Source organism: Streptomyces lothianensis (assembly GCF_047779955.1).
In the GTDB taxonomy this organism is placed as follows: Bacteria; Actinomycetota; Actinomycetes; order Streptomycetales; family Streptomycetaceae; genus Streptomyces.
In genome coordinates this window covers 44,894-61,243 of record NZ_JBLMKT010000058.1, presented here as the reverse complement: position 1 = coordinate 61,243, position 16,350 = coordinate 44,894, and the positions used below count along the sequence as shown (strand labels likewise).

Annotated in this window: 19 protein-coding genes, 1 tRNA gene and 1 pseudogene; 9 read left to right on the top strand and 12 right to left on the bottom strand. The window is 68.9% G+C overall.

From position 1 onward, the window contains the following. Window positions 1-250: 250 nt before the first annotated feature. The gene (locus ACLF6P_RS20560; RefSeq protein ID WP_415952040.1) at window positions 251-667 is read left to right on the top strand and encodes a M67 family metallopeptidase; all 417 of its coding nucleotides are present in this window, start codon (window positions 251-253) and stop codon (window positions 665-667) included. A gap of 60 nt (window positions 668-727) precedes the next feature. Here ACLF6P_RS20560 and ACLF6P_RS20555 read toward each other — a convergent pair whose 3' ends face one another. After that, the gene (locus tag ACLF6P_RS20555) at window positions 728-1,084 is read right to left on the bottom strand and encodes a hypothetical protein (RefSeq protein ID WP_415952039.1); all 357 of its coding nucleotides are present in this window, start codon (window positions 1,082-1,084) and stop codon (window positions 728-730) included. Between the two features lie 185 nt (window positions 1,085-1,269). Between ACLF6P_RS20555 and ACLF6P_RS20550 the strand changes: the two genes are divergently transcribed. Next, window positions 1,270-1,371, top strand: coding sequence for a putative leader peptide (locus ACLF6P_RS20550; RefSeq protein ID WP_328707661.1), 102 nt, complete (start codon window positions 1,270-1,272; stop codon window positions 1,369-1,371). Here the strand turns inward: ACLF6P_RS20550 and ACLF6P_RS20545 are convergent. Continuing rightward, window positions 1,326-1,514 (bottom strand): hypothetical protein, encoded by a 189-nt coding sequence (locus ACLF6P_RS20545; RefSeq protein ID WP_415952049.1) that lies wholly within the window; start codon window positions 1,512-1,514, stop codon window positions 1,326-1,328. The two genes, ACLF6P_RS20550 and ACLF6P_RS20545, sit on opposite strands and share 46 nt — an antisense overlap. A gap of 32 nt (window positions 1,515-1,546) precedes the next feature. Between ACLF6P_RS20545 and ACLF6P_RS20540 the strand changes: the two genes are divergently transcribed. After that, window positions 1,547-1,825 (top strand): MoaD/ThiS family protein, encoded by a 279-nt coding sequence (locus ACLF6P_RS20540; protein WP_415952038.1) that lies wholly within the window; start codon window positions 1,547-1,549, stop codon window positions 1,823-1,825. 5 nt (window positions 1,826-1,830) lie between these two features. Beyond that, window positions 1,831-2,781, top strand: a complete 951-nt coding sequence (locus ACLF6P_RS20535; RefSeq protein WP_415952037.1) for a PLP-dependent cysteine synthase family protein — start codon at window positions 1,831-1,833, stop codon at window positions 2,779-2,781. A 156-nt stretch (window positions 2,782-2,937) separates the two neighbouring features. Here ACLF6P_RS20535 and ACLF6P_RS20530 read toward each other — a convergent pair whose 3' ends face one another. Next, a complete protein-coding gene (locus tag ACLF6P_RS20530; RefSeq protein ID WP_415952036.1) occupies window positions 2,938-3,432 on the bottom strand; it encodes a type II toxin-antitoxin system PemK/MazF family toxin in 495 nt (164 codons plus the stop codon). A gap of 270 nt (window positions 3,433-3,702) precedes the next feature. Between ACLF6P_RS20530 and ACLF6P_RS20525 the strand changes: the two genes are divergently transcribed. Then, entirely contained in the window at window positions 3,703-4,458 is a 756-nt protein-coding gene (locus ACLF6P_RS20525; protein WP_415952035.1) for an MBL fold metallo-hydrolase, read from the top strand. Here the strand turns inward: ACLF6P_RS20525 and ACLF6P_RS20520 are convergent. The 5 genes from ACLF6P_RS20520 to ACLF6P_RS20500 all read right to left on the bottom strand — a co-directional run bounded on the left by ACLF6P_RS20520 (window position 4,446) and on the right by ACLF6P_RS20500 (window position 11,344). Beyond that, on the bottom strand, window positions 4,446-5,735 hold the full coding sequence (locus ACLF6P_RS20520) for a glycosyltransferase (RefSeq protein ID WP_415952034.1): 1,290 nt from the start codon (window positions 5,733-5,735) through the stop codon (window positions 4,446-4,448). The genes ACLF6P_RS20525 and ACLF6P_RS20520 overlap by 13 nt on opposite strands. Beyond that, window positions 5,732-7,858, bottom strand: coding sequence for a peptidase domain-containing ABC transporter (locus ACLF6P_RS20515; RefSeq protein WP_415952033.1), 2,127 nt, complete (start codon window positions 7,856-7,858; stop codon window positions 5,732-5,734). The genes ACLF6P_RS20520 and ACLF6P_RS20515 overlap by 4 nt, the downstream gene beginning before the upstream one ends. An 87-nt stretch (window positions 7,859-7,945) precedes the next feature. Next, a complete protein-coding gene (locus ACLF6P_RS20510) occupies window positions 7,946-8,158 on the bottom strand; it encodes a hypothetical protein (protein ID WP_415952032.1) in 213 nt (70 codons plus the stop codon). Window positions 8,159-8,521: 363 nt separating this feature from the next. After that, on the bottom strand, window positions 8,522-9,790 hold the full coding sequence (locus ACLF6P_RS20505) for a PTS transporter subunit EIIC (protein ID WP_415952031.1): 1,269 nt from the start codon (window positions 9,788-9,790) through the stop codon (window positions 8,522-8,524). Window positions 9,791-10,042: 252 nt separating this feature from the next. Then, entirely contained in the window at window positions 10,043-11,344 is a 1,302-nt protein-coding gene (locus ACLF6P_RS20500; RefSeq protein WP_415952030.1) for a PTS transporter subunit EIIC, read from the bottom strand. Window positions 11,345-11,558: 214 nt separating this feature from the next. Between ACLF6P_RS20500 and ACLF6P_RS20495 the strand changes: the two genes are divergently transcribed. The 4 genes from ACLF6P_RS20495 (at window position 11,559) to rdgB (ending at window position 13,993) form a co-directional block, all read left to right on the top strand. Continuing rightward, window positions 11,559-11,813: a glucose PTS transporter subunit EIIB gene (locus ACLF6P_RS20495; protein WP_415952028.1), complete on the top strand. Its 255-nt coding sequence runs from the start codon at window positions 11,559-11,561 to the stop codon at window positions 11,811-11,813. 115 nt (window positions 11,814-11,928) lie between these two features. Then, a complete protein-coding gene (rph, locus tag ACLF6P_RS20490) occupies window positions 11,929-12,663 on the top strand; it encodes a ribonuclease PH (protein ID WP_415952026.1) in 735 nt (244 codons plus the stop codon). 106 nt (window positions 12,664-12,769) lie between these two features. Beyond that, window positions 12,770-13,165, top strand: a complete 396-nt coding sequence (locus ACLF6P_RS20485; RefSeq protein WP_415952025.1) for a hypothetical protein — start codon at window positions 12,770-12,772, stop codon at window positions 13,163-13,165. A gap of 225 nt (window positions 13,166-13,390) precedes the next feature. Next, the gene (rdgB, locus tag ACLF6P_RS20480) at window positions 13,391-13,993 is read left to right on the top strand and encodes an RdgB/HAM1 family non-canonical purine NTP pyrophosphatase (protein WP_415952024.1); all 603 of its coding nucleotides are present in this window, start codon (window positions 13,391-13,393) and stop codon (window positions 13,991-13,993) included. A gap of 62 nt (window positions 13,994-14,055) precedes the next feature. Here the strand turns inward: rdgB and ACLF6P_RS20475 are convergent. From ACLF6P_RS20475 to ACLF6P_RS20465, 4 genes and pseudogenes are all read right to left on the bottom strand, one after another. Beyond that, window positions 14,056-14,139, bottom strand: a tRNA-Leu gene (locus ACLF6P_RS20475). Window positions 14,140-14,151: 12 nt separating this feature from the next. Further along, window positions 14,152-14,277 carry an HNH endonuclease gene (locus ACLF6P_RS20470; protein ID WP_415952048.1) on the bottom strand — a complete coding sequence of 42 codons (126 nt, stop codon included), beginning with the start codon at window positions 14,275-14,277 and terminating at the stop codon, window positions 14,152-14,154. 445 nt (window positions 14,278-14,722) lie between these two features. Further along, window positions 14,723-14,776: pseudogene (locus tag ACLF6P_RS30235) on the bottom strand (HNH endonuclease); the annotation flags it as partial. A 669-nt stretch (window positions 14,777-15,445) separates the two neighbouring features. Then, window positions 15,446-16,291 (bottom strand): NAD(P)H-binding protein, encoded by an 846-nt coding sequence (locus ACLF6P_RS20465; protein ID WP_415952023.1) that lies wholly within the window; start codon window positions 16,289-16,291, stop codon window positions 15,446-15,448. Between the last annotated feature and the right edge of the window lie 59 nt (window positions 16,292-16,350).

Here is a 16,350-nt window from a genome sequence, read left to right as displayed (position 1 = left end):
GTATGGATCCGAGCCTGATGGTATGGATCCGAGCCTGATGGTATGGATCCGAGCCCGATGGCATGGATCCGAGCCCGAAGGCCCGATCCGAGCCTGATGGCCCGACCTTCCCGGTCGCCTGCTCAAGGGCCCGCCCGCACCCCCACCGGTGCGGGCGGGCCCTTCGGCATCCCTCGCCATCTCAAAACCATGTCTCACCAGATGGGCCGGGGATCTCGGATCCGGCACCCACCTGCTTATGCTCGGCCGCATGCTGACGCTGACCCAGTCGTTGTACGACCAGATCGTCGCCCACGCCCGCGAGGACCACCCCGACGAGGCCTGCGGCGTCGTCGCGGGACCGGCCGGTTCCGGGCGCCCGGAGCGGTTCATCCCGATGCTGAACGCCGCGCGCTCGCCCACGTTCTACGAGTTCGACTCCGGCGACCTGCTCAAGCTGTACCGCGAGATGGACGACCGCGACGAGGAGCCGGTCATCATCTACCACTCCCACACCGCCACCGAGGCCTACCCGTCCCGCACGGACATCTCCTACGCGAACGAACCGGGCGCCCACTACGTCCTGGTCTCCACGGCGGACACCGACGGCGGGGAATTCCAGTTCCGCTCGTTCCGCATCGTCGAGGGCGAGGTCACGGAGGAGGAGGTCGAGGTCGTCGCGGCATAGCCGGCACACCGGCAGGGCGTAACCGGCTCACTGCGGGGCGCGCCGCCCTGCCGCAGTCGCTCAGCCCGCGTTGACCAAGGTCATCGCCGCGAGCGCGGTCGGCACGGGAAACGCGACCACACCGGTCAGGAGCAGCCGTGTCTCCACGGACAGCCGCCGCACCCCGGGCGCGAACGCGATTCCGCCCAGGACCACGGCACCACCGAGGAAGCTCAGCAGGACCTGGGCGACAAGCCCGCCGGTGTCCGCGCCCGCGGCCAGGCCCCACAGCGCCGCCATGCCGAAGTGGATCAGCAGCCAGGCGGCCGAGGCGCCTGCGAGCCCCCAGGCCGCAGCGGCCGGCAGGAGGACGAGGGCGTTCCGGGTGCGCGGCCGGGGCGCGGGGCCGTACAGACGGGAATGCGTTGCGGGGTTCATGGCGCCGATTCTCACTTCCGCGCCGACAGCGGGCGATGGGCACGGATACTCAGCCACCAAGGTGACGTACTCAGCCGGCCGCCGGCGAAGCCTCTGACCAGCCCAGGACCAGAAACTGGACAGATTTCGTCCACAATATGAGATCACACTCCGATTCCCGGGAGGGGAATCGATACGATGACCGCATGGTTCAACACGACGTGAGTGACAAGACGCCGGGCATGCTGCTCGTGGCGCGCCTTCACGTCGATCTGTGCAGGCTGAACAGCGCCATCTGTCCACGCTGACCCCCTGCCGCCGTACAGGTCCGCGAGCCGCCGCACACCACGGCGCGGTCCCGGCCGGACGGCGACTCCTCCGCGTACCACCGCACCATCGCGCAGAGCGCCCACGCGCCCGCGCCCGCCCGCTCGCCCCGAGCGAGACGCACCCGCCTTCCTCAGACAAACAGGAGCCGCAGCCATGGCCATCGAGGTCCGCATCCCGACCATCCTCCGCACCTACACCGACGGCGAGAAGGCCGTCCACGGCGCCGGCGAAACCCTCGCCGAGCTCTTCAGCGACCTCGAATCCCGGCACTCCGGCATCGAGGCCCGCATCGTGGACGAGGGCAGGCTGCGCCGCTTCGTGAACGTGTACCTGAACGACGAGGATGTCCGCTTCCTCGACGGCATCTCCACGAAGCTCGCCGACGGCGACAGTGTGACGATCCTGCCGGCCGTCGCCGGTGGCTCGGTCTGATCGAGATGCGCTACGACTCCCCGCTCGCCGCGGTCGGCAACACCCCCCTCGTACGTCTGCCGAGGCTCTCGCCCTCGGCGGACGTACGGATCTGGGCGAAGCTCGAGGACCGCAACCCGACCGGCTCCGTCAAGGACCGCCCGGCGCTGCACATGATCGAGCAGGCCGAGAAGGACGGCCGGCTCACCCCCGGCTGCACCATCCTGGAGCCGACCAGCGGCAACACGGGCATCTCGCTCGCGATGGCGGCGAAGCTCAAGGGCTACCGCATCGTGTGCGTGATGCCCGAGAACACCTCGTCCGAGCGCCGTGAACTGCTCGCCATGTGGGGCGCGGAGATCATCTCCTCACCCGCGGCGGGCGGCTCCAACACCGCCGTACGGGTGGCCAAGGAGCTCGCCGCCGAGCACCCGGACTGGGTGATGCTCTACCAGTACGGCAACCCGGACAACGCGGGCGCGCACTACGCCACCACCGGCCCCGAACTCCTCGCCGACCTGCCCTCGATCACCCACTTCGTGGCGGGCCTGGGCACCACCGGCACCCTGATGGGCGTCGGCCGCTACCTGCGCGAGAACAAGCCGGACGTCAGGATCGTCGCCGCCGAACCGCGCTACGACGACCTGGTCTACGGCCTGCGCAACCTCGACGAGGGCTTCATCCCCGAGCTGTACGAGGAGACCGTCCTCACCACCCGTTTCTCCGTCGGCTCCGCGGACGCGGTCACCCGCACCCGCGAACTCCTCCGCCAGGAAGGCATCTTCGCGGGTGTCTCCACGGGCGCGGCCCTGCACGCGGCGATCGGTGTCGGCCGCAAGGCCGTCAAGGCGGGCGAAACGGCGGACATCGCCTTCGTCGTCGCCGACGGCGGCTGGAAGTACCTGTCGACCGGCATCTACACGGCCGAGTCGACGGAGGCGGCGATCGAGGCGCTGCAGGGGCAGCTCTGGGCGTGAGCGGGGGCGGCGGCTCTCCGGGCGTGAGCGGCGGCTCTCCGGGGTGACCTGGACAGTCCCCGCCCTCCCTGGGGGCCGAGCCCTTTTCAAGGCTATCGGCCCCCACTGACAAAGCGGCCCGCCCGCACGCCTGCCGTCAACCGGCGCCCGGCAGCGTCAGCCGTGCAGGTGACGGACCTGGTCCCACAGGGCCGGGTCCACCACCCCCACCCGCCGCCGGAAGGCCCACACGGGAACCTCCCGCAGCTCGTCCGTCTCCAGGAAGCTCGGCCGCCCGTGCGCATCGCCCACCGCCCCGGGCGGCAACGGGATCACCCCGGCCCGCTCGTCGTGGTACTTGCTGGTGATCTTCACGACGACGGCCGTCCGCCCGTGCACATCGAGCACCAGACACGGCCGGTCCTTCGAACCGGGCCCGTCCTCGTAGGGCACCTCGGCCCACCAGATCTCCGCGGCCTGCGGCTTCCGCCCGGTGCCACGTCCCGTGACTCGCCCGGGGCCCCGACCGGTGCCCCGCCCACGAGGCGGCCGCGCGGGCGGCCTGCGCCCGGCACCGGGCCGCCGCCGCGCCCGCGCATACCCGTCCACCACCGCCACGACCAGCGCGATCGCGACGACGGCGGCGAGCGCGAGCCACCACGACGTGTCCATGGGCATGAATCTACCGGCGCCCACCCCCGGCGGCGCGCCGGGGCCGAAGCCCCGAACCACCGGCGGCGCGCCGGGGCCCGAAGCTCCCGAACCGCCGGCCGCCCACCCGGGCCGGAACCATCCGAACCGGTGACAGCGCGGGTGAGTTGCCCCACAACGGCCCATGACGCCGGGGCGACATGGGCTTTTGCGCCTTACTCTCAACGCACCGCACGACCCCCGTCACGTCCTCTTGCCCAGCGTTCTGCCAGCACGGAGGTTCCCGTCTCCATGAAACTCACCGTCGTCGGCTGCTCGGGGTCGTTTCCGTCCGCGGACTCGGCCTGCTCGAGCTATCTCGTCGAGGCCGACGGCTTCCGGCTGCTCCTCGACATGGGCAACGGTGCCCTGGGCGAGCTGCAGCGCCACTGCGGTCTCTACGACCTCGACGCCGTCTTCCTCAGCCATCTGCACCCCGACCACTGCATCGACATGTGCGCGTACTTCGTCGCGCGCTACTACCGCCACGAAGGCGGCCGTTGCGAGGCCATCCCCGTCCACGCCCCCGAAGGCGCCGAACAGCGCCTGACCACGGCATACGGCGACAGCCCCTCCGCCTCGGCGATGGGCGAGGTCTTCGGCTTCCAGACGCTCAAGTCCGGTGCCGCCTTCGAGATCGGCCCCTTCTCCGTCCGTACGGAACGAGTCGCCCACCCCGTGGAGGCGTACGCGATCCGCATCGAGCACCAGGGCCGCTCGCTCGTCTACTCGGGCGACACCGGCCCCTGCGCACAGCTCGACGAGCTGGCGGCCGGCGCCGATCTGTACCTCTGCGAGGCCTCTTTCGTCCACGGCAAGGAGGACATCCCCGACCTCCACCTCAACGGCCGCGAGGCCGGCGAGAGCGCCGCCCGCGCCGGTGTGGGCCGCATGCTCCTCACCCACATCCCGCCGTGGACCGACGCGGGCATCAACCTGGCGGACGCCCGCGAGGTCTTCGACGGCCCGGTGGAACTGGCCCGCCCCCGTGCGGTCTACGAGCTCTGACGCACCCGGGGCGCATCGAGCGTGCCGAGGAGTTCACGGAGCCGGGTCAGGTCCTCCGCGAGGCCTGACCCGGCTCCCCGTTCCCGCGCGGCCCGACAGGCGTCCGGGACCAGGTCGTAGCGGCCGCTCGCCAGCGCCACCGTCGCCTGGACCTCGTACAACCGGCCGACCAGGTGGCGGTTGTCGAGTGTCTCCCAGGCGCCGGCCTCCGCGATGCGATCGGCGAGGTCCGACAACCGGCCGAGCACCCGGCTCGACTCCATGAGCGTCGTGAAGTAGGCGGCGTCGACCTTCCGGCCGACGGAGTCCAGGCGTTCGGCGTACTCCTTGACCTCGGCCGTGCCACCGAAGCCGAGAGCGAGCTGACACAGCAGTGCCCACGCGTCGACATGGCGCTCGGTCAGGCGTGCGGGGGCGTCCTCGGGCAGCGGGCGGTCCACGGCTGACCGGAGTTCCTCGAAGCGGGCGCGCAAGCGGTCTGCGCCGGTGGTACGGAAGTCGGTCGTGTCACGGATCAGGTAGTAGACCCACGTGGCGTTCTCGGGTTCCTCCTGGCGGCACAGGTCGAGCAGCCGGCGGTTGCGCCTTCGCTTCGCCTTCCGTTCCATCGCCTCCGGCGTGTAGCCGAAGTGGTTGAACCGGACGTCCAGGTAGACGCGGGCAGGCGGGCACCCGGCCTCGTCGTAGGGCTTCTCATGGATGCGGCCTCTGTAGCGGTAGCGGGTGCCGGCACGCAGGATTCGACGGTTGTCCGAGTATCCGGTGCCGTCCACGTCCACGATGCGCGGCGAGACGGAGAAGTCCTCGGCCGGCAGCAACTGGTCCAGTGCGCACAGGGCGTCGCGCAGGCGGCCCGCGTCCTCGGCGGCCAGCACCTCATCGGCGTCGACGAAGACCACCCATCCCTCGCGTACCTGCGACAGGGCGAGGTTTCGCTGGTGTGCGAAGTCGTCACGCCATGGCGCGCTGAGCACTTCGAGGTCAGGCCGGACACGCCGTGCCTGCTCGATTGTGCCGTCCGTTGATTCCGCGTCGACCAGCAGGATGCGGTCGGCGTCCTGCGAGAGCGCGGCCAAGCACGCGCCGATGTGCTCGGCCTCGTTGTGCGTGAGGACGGCGACGGTCACGGGGCCGGGGCGCGGGGCGCGCCCGGCGTGGACGTCGGCGACCTCGGTGGCCGCGAGATCCGGGGTCACGACGGTGATCGGACGAAGGCCGGCGACCAGCGGTGAATCGGCCATGTGCGGGGCCTGATCAAGCAGTTCGGCGAAGTTCATGCCGGTACCCGTTCTGCCGTCGAGGAGGTCTCGGGTGAGCCGAGTCGGACATGGAAGTCGAAGGTGGCGCCGGGTATCACTCCGTGAGTGACCACGACCTTCGTCGCGTCGACCGACCCGAGCCGGGCCCATACGACGCTCAGGGTCTCGGTGTCGATACCGCTGAAGCTCTCGTCGAAGAGGAACACGCGTGGCGCGTGGAGGACAGCCCGAGCCAGTGACAGCCGTTGGATCTGGCCGCGGGACCATCCGGAGCCGTCCTCCCGTACGGGGGTGTCAAGACCGGCAGGGAGGCCGTCGATGATCTCCAGGAAGCAGGCGGTGTGACAGGCGCTGCGGATTTCCTCCTCCGACCGGTTCGTGCCGAACGTCAGGTTCTGGCGCAGGGAGGAATTCAGCAGAACAGGTGTTTCCGGCACATAAAGGATGTGCCGTCGAAGGAATTCCTCGGGGATGCGGGTCACCTCTGCCTCACCGAGGGCGATGCGTCCTCGGTAGTCGGGGTGCAGGCCGGCGAGTGCTCTGAGCAGCGTGCTCTTGCCCGATCCGTTTCCACCGCGGACGAGCAGGCTCCGGCCGTGCGCCACGTCGATGTCCAGACTGCTCAGAACGGTCTTGGCGGTGGCGGGGTGGAAGAGCTCCAGGGACCGTGCCACAAGGCTGGAGCGCGGTGCCGGCAACTCGGTCTCGGTGGCCGGAAGGCCGAGCCGTTGATCGCTCCGTTGCAGGGCTACGTCCCGGTACCGGCCGAGGGCCGCGGAGGTGCGCTGCAGTACGACTTGCAGGGAGGCGATGGACTCCATGGAGCTCAGGAAGTATCCGGCCATCGTCAGACAGCCGAAGAGCTGGCCCATGGTCAGCGCCCCGGACCGCACACGCATCAGGCCGAACCACGTGAGAGCGATCGTGAAGAGGGCCTGTGCCGTCAGCTTGATGACTGCATTGATGTTTTCGAGCCGGCCGAGCCGCGTTTCGGATTCAACTCTCCGGCCGAGCGCAAAATTGATGCGCTCAAGGGCGAGGTCTCTTCGCCCGTAGGAAACGAACTCGGCGTGCCCCTGTACGACGTTCACGGCTTCCGACTTGAGTGTTGCATCTCTTTGCAACGCTTCTTCGGCGGCCTCTCTGATCGACGGGAAGAGCGTGTAGGAGCTCAGAATATTGACCGCTGCTGCCGGCATCAGCAGCGCGAAGAAAAGGGGTTGGGTCAGGAGAAGATATCCGCCGACGGAGACGACGATGAATCCGTCCACTGCTGCGCCGATGGTTGTCGTGGTGACAAGAGCCTGTATCTCCTGCACGTCGTCCAAGCGGCTCACCAGGTCGCCCGTTCTTCGCGTCCGAAAGAATGAGAGCGGTAGTTCCAGGAGCCGTTTCGCATACCGCGTGGACAACTGCTTCTGCAGTTCCTGGCCCAGGGTGACGATCATCCGGCCGCGGACGTACTGGAGCCCGGAAGCGGCCAGTGCGACGGCGATGAACGCGGCGGACAGCACCGCCAGGGAGCCGGCGGACCCGCCGCCCATGAAGCGGTCCACCGAGACCTGGACGAACAGGCTCACAGCGAGCGCGAGCAGGGAGACCACCGCGGTGGCCAGCAGGATGAGGATGAGCTGACGGCGGTGGTCACGTATGGCCTCGCGCAGCAGGCCGTGCCCGCCGCGCAGATGGCGGATGCGTGCGCCGAGCGTGAGCCCGCCGACTGGGCGGTCGGTGACCAGGGCCTCCCCTCGGAAGGTGAGTGCCAGGTCAGGGGCGTCGACTTCCTGGACGCGGTGGAACAGCGGGTCGCTGACCAGGAACGAACCCTGCTCGGTCGCCTCGTGCACGACGACGAAGTGCCGGTACCCCTCGTCCTCCAGGAGGATCAGCGCCGGCCCGGCGACGCGCACGGCCTCGGCCAGCTCGATGGTGTTCAGCCGGAGCATCTCCGAGTCGATCCCGTATGCGGCCAGGGTGTCACGCAGGCTGAGCAGGGTGGAGCCGTGCTCGCCCAGACCGATCGACTCGCGCAGGATCGCTGTGTCGACGAGCATGCCGTGCCGACGTAGGACCGTGTGCACGCAGGCCGGTCCGCAGTCGCTCTCCCCGGCCTGATGCTTGTGGTACTTCTGCCACTTCACTGCGATTCTCCCCCGCGCGTAACCCGTGCCCTGCCCCTGGAGAGGGGTGCCCGCCCCCCGGCTGGAGGGCGGGCACCCGCTCCTGTGTCAGGGGCGGCCGTAGAGCTTGTCGCAGCGGAGGCTCTTCCACAGCTTGTAATAGTCGGTCGGTGAGCCACCGCACGGCATCGGGTTGAAGGACTGGGCGTAAATGGCGGCACACTGGGCGCGCGAAGGCTTCTTTCCTTCACCGGAGACCGTGGCGGCCTCTTCATCGGTGAGAGCAGTGAACTGCATGGCGCGCAGAGTCGACAGACTCATGGTTCCCCTCCTGGTTGTCGAATCTCAAAATTGGTCTAGGCCAGATATGACCTACGAGAAAATTACGATCCGGAGGCTTGTTGATCAAGCTGGGAAGCCGTGATTGATCACGCGCGTGTCGATGCCGAGAGGGAACCCCGCGCCGATGCTATGGGGGCCTCGACGAGAGGTATGGGTGCTGGGGGTCAACGGGAGATACGGGTGCCGGGATCCGTGGTCCTGGCGTTCGTCCGCGGGGAAGTCGCGGCCGCTGACCGCCATCGGGCCAGGCGGTCGGACGTAGCGTCTGAACACGTGCGAAGCCCCCGCCGTTGGTGGCAACGGCGGGGGCTTCGCGCTCGATCGGGTGCGGTGCGGGTCCGGCTACTTGGCCTCGGCCTTGAGCAGTTCGGCGAGCTCCTCGTCGGACTCACGGCCCGGGGTCGGGATGTTGAACTTCGTGATCGCGAACCGGAAGATGAAGTAGTAGACCACTGCGAAGCAGAGTCCGATTCCGGCCAGCCCCCACGGGTTGCTCGCGATGCCCAGGTTGAGGAAGTAGTCGACCGCTCCGGCCGAGAAGCCGAAACCGTCCCTCATGCCGAGGGCCCAGGTGAGCGCCATCGAGACACCGGTGAGGACCGCGTGGATCGCGTACAGGACCGGCGCGATGAACATGAAGGTGAACTCGATCGGCTCGGTGACACCGGTGACGAACGCGGTGAGCGCGAGCGAGAACATCATGCCGCCGACGACCTTGCGGCGCTCGGGACGAGCGGCGTGGGTGATCGCGAGGCAGGCCGCGGGGAGGGCGAACATCATGATCGGGAAGAAGCCGGTCATGAACTGACCCGCGGTCGGGTCGCCGTGCAGGAAGCGGGCGATGTCACCGCTGTACGTGGCGCCGTCGACCTCGAAGCTGCCGGCCTGGAACCACGGGAAGGAGTTCAGGAGGTGGTGCATGCCGATCGGGATCAGCGCACGGTTGGCGACACCGAAGATTCCGGCGCCGACCGAACCGGAGCCGACCAGCCACTCGCCGAAGTTGTGCAGGCCCGTGCCGAGAACCGGCCAGATGAGGCCGAAGACGATGCCGATGACCAGGCCCGCGAAGGCGGACAGGATCGGGACGAGACGGCGGCCGCCGAAGAAGCCTGCCCAGTCCGGCAGCTTGGTCCGGTAGAACTTCTGGTACAGCAGCGCGACGACGATGCCCATGACGACACCGCCGAGCACACCGGCGTTGACCGGCGCCTCGTTCATGACGATCTTGCCGTCGACGACCGCGGCGACCTTCGGAAGGTTGCCGTCGGTGAAGGTGGCGAGCACCTTCTGGAAGACGAGGTATCCGGCGACGGCCGCGAGGGCCGTGGAGCCGTCCGACTTCTTGGCGAATCCGATCGCGATACCGACGGCGAAGAGCAGCGGCATGTTGTCGAGCAGTGCGCCGCCACCGGCTGCCATGTAGCTCGCGAGCTTGTTCCAGCCGAGCCCGTCCGCGCCGAGCATGTCGGCCTGACCGAAACGGAGCAGTAGGGCGGCGGCCGGCAGAACCGCGACCGGCAGCATCAGGCTGCGGCCGATGCGCTGCAGGACCGCCATCGCGCCGGCGCCCTTCTTCTTGTCAGCCGCTGGTGCGGCAGCCGTGGACACAGTTTCCTCCAGTGGGCATGACGCCGCCGGGGCAGGAAGCGGGGGTGGCGACGTCGCTCAAGGGACGCGGTCCGGACGGCCGCGTGGTCTACACCAGTTAGTGGTGTAGACCAGTTGTAGCATGGTGAAGAGCGGATAAGGAACCTCGGATTCCAGTGGCCTGGGACACAAGCGGACAGGCATGGCAAAAGGCCCCCGAACCCAAGGGATTCAGGGGCCTTTCGACTGCTCCGGCAGGTTCTGCCGGGATCTCTACGCCTTGATGTTGTCCTGCTCCAGTTCCTCCGCCACCTCCACGGGCTCCCGCCCCGGTGTCGGGATGTCGAACTTCGTGATCGCGAAGCGGAAGACCACGTAGTAGACGACCGCGAATCCGAGCCCGATCAGGATGAGCAGCCAGGGTTTCGTGGCGAGGTTCCAGTTGATGATGTAGTCGATCAGCCCCGCCGAGAAGCTGAAGCCGTCCTTCGCGCCGAGCGCCCACGAGACCGCCATCGAGACACCGGTCAGCAGCGCGTGCACCACGTACAGGGCCGGGGCGATGAAGACGAAGGAGTACTCGATCGGCTCGGTGATGCCCGTGACGAACGAGGTCAGGGCCAGCGAGACCATCATGCCGCCGACCGCCTTGCGGCGTTCAGGGCGCGCGCAGTGGTACATCGCGAGGCAGGCCGCGGGCAGCGCGAACATCATGATCGGGAAGAAGCCCGTCAGGTAGATGCCCGCGCTCGGGTCACCGCTGAGGAACATGTTGATGTCGCCGTGCACGACGTCGCCGTTGGGCTTCTCGTACGAGCCGAACTGGAACCACAGCGGCACGTTCAGGAACTGGTGCAGGCCGATCACCAGGAGTGCGCGGTTCGCGATGCCGAAGATGCCCGAACCCCAGGCGCCGAGACCCTCCAGCCAGTCCGAGAAGCTCTCCAGGCCGTCACCGACGGGCGGCCACACCCACAGGCACAGCGCGGCGAAGACGATGCCGACGAAGGCCATGATGATCGGGACGAGCCGGCGGCCGTTGAAGAAGCCCAGCCAGGAGACCAACTTCGTACGGTGGAAGCGCATCCAGAACCACGAGGCCAGCAGGCCCATGATGATGCCGCCGAAGACGCCCGGATTCTGGTACGTGGCGTTGGCGGCGGCCTCGCCTGCGTAGTCGACGCACTGGTTGCCCGCCAGGGCCTGGCCGTCCGGGCAGTCCACCGGGAACTGGTGCAGCACCGCCCGGTAGACGAGGAAGCCCGCCACCGCCGCGAGCGCCGTCGAACCGTCCGCCTTCTTCGCCATGCCGATCGCGACGCCGATGCAGAACAGGAGCGGCAGTCCCAGGTCGGCGTCCAGCAGTGCGCCGCCCGCGCCCGCGAAGACCTTGGCCACGTTCGTCCAGCCGAGACCGTCGTCGCCGAAGACGTCCGGCTGGCCGAGCCGGTTGACGATACCGGCGGCGGGGAGGACCGCGATGGGGAGCTGGAGACTGCGGCCCATCTTCTGCAGTCCCTGGAAGAAATTGCTCCAGAGACTCGGCCCGGATGCGGCCGAGGCGTCTGAACTCATGGGAGTCCTCCCGGAATAGGCCGGACGGGGCGGCCGTTGTAGATTGGTGTAGACCACCCAGGGGCGGTGTCGGTGCCCGCGCGCCATCCGCACGTACGCCGATGATCGCCATCTTTCGGTACACCGCAGATGACCGCCCGCGAAGATGGGCCAACCGTGCGTTACCGTGACAAAGCGGACCAGCGTGGGTCGGCCGTCGCTTGCAGAAGCGCGGATGAGGATCAGGGAGAAAGACATGGCCACGAAGGCTGAGAAGATCGTTGCCGGCCTCGGCGGTATCGACAACATCGAAGAGGTCGAAGGCTGCATCACGCGACTGCGCACCGAGGTCTCCGACGCCGCGCTCGTCGACGAGGCAGCCCTCAAGGCCGCGGGCGCCCACGGAGTGGTGAAGATGGGCACCGCCGTCCAGGTCGTCATCGGCACGGACGCCGACCCGATCGCGGCGGAGATCGAAGACATGATGTGAGCGACTCCGCTCACGAAGGAGCCCCGCCTCCCGGCTGCGTCCGGGGGCGGGGCTCCTTCGTACGCCGATGCCGGGGCGACCGGAGGGGCAGGGGGTGACCGATAGGCTCACCCGTATGTCTCGTATCGACGGCCGAACCGCCGAATCCCTCCGCCCCGTCACCATCGAACGCGGATGGAGCAAGCACGCCGAAGGCTCCGTCCTCGTCTCCTTCGGCGACACCAAAGTCTTCTGCACCGCCTCCGTCACCGAAGGCGTCCCGCGCTGGCGCAAGGGCAGCGGTGAAGGCTGGGTCACCGCCGAGTACTCGATGCTGCCCCGCTCCACCAACACCCGCGGCGACCGCGAATCCGTACGCGGGAAGATCGGCGGCCGCACCCACGAGATCTCCCGCCTGATCGGCCGCTCCCTGCGCGCCGTCGTCGACTACAAGGCGCTCGGCGAGAACACCATCGTCCTCGACTGCGATGTCCTCCAGGCCGACGGCGGCACCCGCACCGCCGCCATCACCGGTGCCTACGTGGCCCTCGCCGACGCCGTCACCTGGGCCCAGGGCAAGAAGCTCATCAAGGCCGGCCGCAAGCCGCTCACCGGCACCGTCGCCGCCGTCTCCGTCGGCATCGTCGACGGCACCCCGCTGCTCGACCTCTGCTACGAGGAAGACGTACGCGCCGAGACCGACATGAACGTCGTCTGCACCGGCGACGGCCGCTTCATCGAGGTCCAGGGCACCGCCGAGGCCGAGCCCTTCGCCCGCGAGGAACTCAACGCCCTGCTCGACCTCGCCGTCGGCGGCTGCGACGAGCTCGCCGCACTCCAGCGCAAGGTCCTCGAACAGGACGCGAACTGAAGCCTGCGCGCGACGCAACCGTCCACGGCACAACCCGCGTTCATACGGATACGGGCGCACTGCGAACCGCTGTGCGCCCGTCCGCCACAAGGGGAGGAACCGTTCCATGGCCCCGCGCCACCCGCAGTACCGCCGGATAGCTCTCGCCGCGGCCGGCGCCGCGCTGATCGCGCCGCTCGTCATCGGCTGCAGCGCAGTCGAGAAGGCCCTCGACTGCGCCCGGACCGCGACCCTCATCGCCGAGAGCGCCTCCGACCTGCAGCAGGCCGTCCAGAACGCGGGCGAGGACCCCGCCGCGGCCCAGCAGGCCCTCGACGACATCGAGAAGAACCTCGACGAGCTCGCCGACCGCAGTGACAACGCGGACGTCGGCAAGGCCGCCGGCGACATCCGGACCGCGGTGGACAACGTCCGCGAGTCCATCGAGAACGGGGACCCGACCCCCGACGTCACCCCGGTCCTCGACGCGACGGGCGAACTCACCAAGACCTGCCAGCCGTAACCCTCCCGGCCCACCCTGGGCGCGGCCGGGAGCCGCCACCGCAACCGATGCCGACTCCCGAACCCGCGCCCAGGCTCCTGCCTGCCGACCCCGCACCCGCGCCCAGGTCCGTGCCGAGTCCCGCACCCGCGCCCAGGTCCACCCGCGCGGGGGCGGCAGATCACCAACCGGCCCGGGGCGTAACCGGCCCGGGGCGTAACCGGCCCGGGGGCCATAATCGGGCCCATGACCCGCCTCATCCTCGCCACCCGCAACACCGGAAAGATCGCCGAACTGCACGCGATCCTCGCCGAAGCCGGACTCACCCACGAACTCGTCGGAGCCGAGGCCTTCCCCGAGGTCCCGGACGTCAAGGAAACCGGCGTCACCTTCGCCGAGAACGCCCTCCTCAAGGCGCACGCCCTCGCCCGGGCCACCGGCCTGCCCGCCGTCGCCGACGACTCCGGCCTCTGCGTGGACGTACTCGGCGGCGCCCCCGGCATCTTCTCCGCCCGCTGGGCCGGCCGGCACGGCGACGACAAGGCCAACCTCGACCTGCTCCTCGCCCAGCTCGCCGACATCGAACCCCCGCACCGCACGGCCCACTTCGCCTGCGCCGCGGCCCTCGCCCTCCCCGACGGCACGGAACGCGTCGTCGAGGGCCGACTCCGCGGCACCCTGCGCCACGAACCCTCCGGCACCGGCGGCTTCGGCTACGACCCGATCCTCCAGCCGGACAACGAGACCCGGACCTGCGCGGAACTGACCCCGGCCGAGAAGAACGCGATCTCCCACCGCGGCGAGGCCTTCCGGGCGCTGGTACCGGTGGTGCGGGAACTGCTGGGCTGAGACCGGCCGCGTACGACGAAGGGCGCACCCCTGGGGTGCGCCCTTCGTCTGCTTTCTGCCGGTGCGGCGGAAGGGATTCGAACCCTCAAGCCCTGTCACGGGCCACAGATCCTAAGTCTGCTGCGTCGCCACTGCGCCACCGCCGCTCGGCGGTCATGCTACCGGGCGCGGGTTCGGCCGCGGCACCAGGTGCTGGTGTGTGCGTGGCAGTTCGGGCACAGGTAACGCAAGTTTTCGCGGCGGTTGTCCAACCGGTCCCCGTTGATGTGGTCGATCTCCAGCACCAGCCGTCTGCCCTGCCATACCTCTCGCCCAGCCCACACACGGCGCACTCCCTGACCCGGCCGACCTCGTCCAGTGCCCTGCGCAGCAGGTGCGCGCGCCTGCGCTGTGAGCCTGGCGCTTGGCGGACCAGGATCTCGTCAGCGGGCTTCCGGTCTGCCGAGCTTGCTCCGGCGCGGTGTGCCTGCCCGGTGAAGTGCTCCGTCGACAGCCCGTACTCATCGATGCTGCGCTTCGCCCGGGCTCGCGCAGTTCCGTTGAATCCCCCATACCCGAGCCGACGCATGAGTTCGGCCAGGCTGCGTGAGGCGGCGACCGCCTCAGTGAGCTCTGCCTCGGGGAACAAGGCGCGAGCTCGGTTTCTCCGCATCGGTCCGCTCGCGCCGACCTCCGTTTCCTGCCTCGGTAGGTATCCGTCACCGCGTGACAGTTGGGGCATAGCAGGCGCAGATTCTCCGGCCGGTTGTCCCACCAGTCGCCGTTGATGTGATCGACTTCCATCTGTACGGGGTTGCCTTGCCAGTCCGTGCACCCGCACATCGCACAGCGGTCAGAGACGCCGACGCGGAGCAGCTCGCGGCGCAGCCGTTCACCCGGGATTCGCCCCTCCTCCGGTGAACGGAGTGCCAGCACATTGCCGCGCGCTCCCTTCGGGCCTGCCTTCGGCTGTGCGAAGTGTGAGGTGTCGATTCCGAGGGCCGCGATCCTGCGGCTGATGTGGGCCTGGTTGCCGCCGACGTTGTTGATGCCCAAGCGGCGCACCACGTCCCTGAAGCTGTGCGAATCCGAGACTGCCGCCCGAAGCGCCTCCTCCGTGTGCCGCAGCGCACTGTGCCGGAAGTGCGAGACGTCGATTCCCGCCTCGGTCATCTTCCGGCTCAGGTATCGCTTGCTGTACCGAGTCGGCTCAGCTCCGCAGAATCGGACCGCCTCATCCCACGACCTCGAGTTCCGAGCCGCCGACTCCAGCAACTCCCGCGTGTACCGCTGCCGACCCATGAACACCCCCCTTGTTCGGCCTTCCGCTCCCACCCTTCGTATGGATCAACGAACCGAATATCGGACAGTAATGCCCGAAAAGCGGAACGCCTTGCGTCACTTGTGTGCCCGCCCTTCGTTGCTCCGAACGCGCGGGCGCGTGTACGACCGCACGCCCGGAGCTGCAGGTTTCTACCGGAACGCCGGCAGGTTGCGTGCGGCCCAGGCGTCGAAGGGGACGGCTGGGCGGTGGAGGACGGACTCCACGTCGGGGCTGATGGTCTGTTCGGCCGGGAGGGGGATGCCGAGGACGTCCAGGGTGCCGTCGATGACCTCCTCGGGCATGAACTGGGCCATGTGGGCGTGGGCTTGTTCGCGGGAGAGTTCGACGAAGGTGACCTCCTCGCCCAGGGCCCGGGAGAGTGCTTCGGTCTGCCGGCGCGGGCTGATGGCCTCCGGCCCGGTGAGTTCGTACGTACGGCCGGCGTGACCGTCCTCGTGCAGTGCCGCCGCGGCGACCGCGGCGATGTCGGCCGGGTCGACGACGGGCAGGGCCACGTCGCCGAACGGGGCGTAGACCTTGCGTTCGGTGCGGACCGGCCCGGCCCAGGCGAGGGCGTTGGAGGCGAAGCCGCCCGGGCGCAGGATCGTGAAGTCCGCTCCCGAGGTGCGTACCGCGGTCTCGAAGTCACGCAGGCGGGTGTGGGAGAAGGCCTCGGGGCGGGTGGAGTTGATCTGGGAGGAGAGCAGGACGATCCGCTTGACCCCGGCTTCGACGGCCGTGCCGATCAGGGCGTCCGGGTTCTCGCCGTGGCCGTTGAGTTCGCCGCCAAGGAGCAGGAAGAAGGCGTCGGCGCCTTCGAGTACGGGCTGCATGCTCGCGCTGTTCCCGACGTCGGCCTGTGCGTGCCGGACTCCGGCGGGGAGCCCTTCGGGCCGTGGGCGTCGTGAGACGGCCACGACGTCCTCGCCCGCTTCGGCCAGCAGGGGCACGAGGGTCTGTCCGATGTTTCCGGTTGCGCCTGTCACGACGATCATTGCGGTTTCCCTCGCATGAGTGAGCTGGTGGGCCAGTTGGTTGGCAGTGCAGTTAGTTA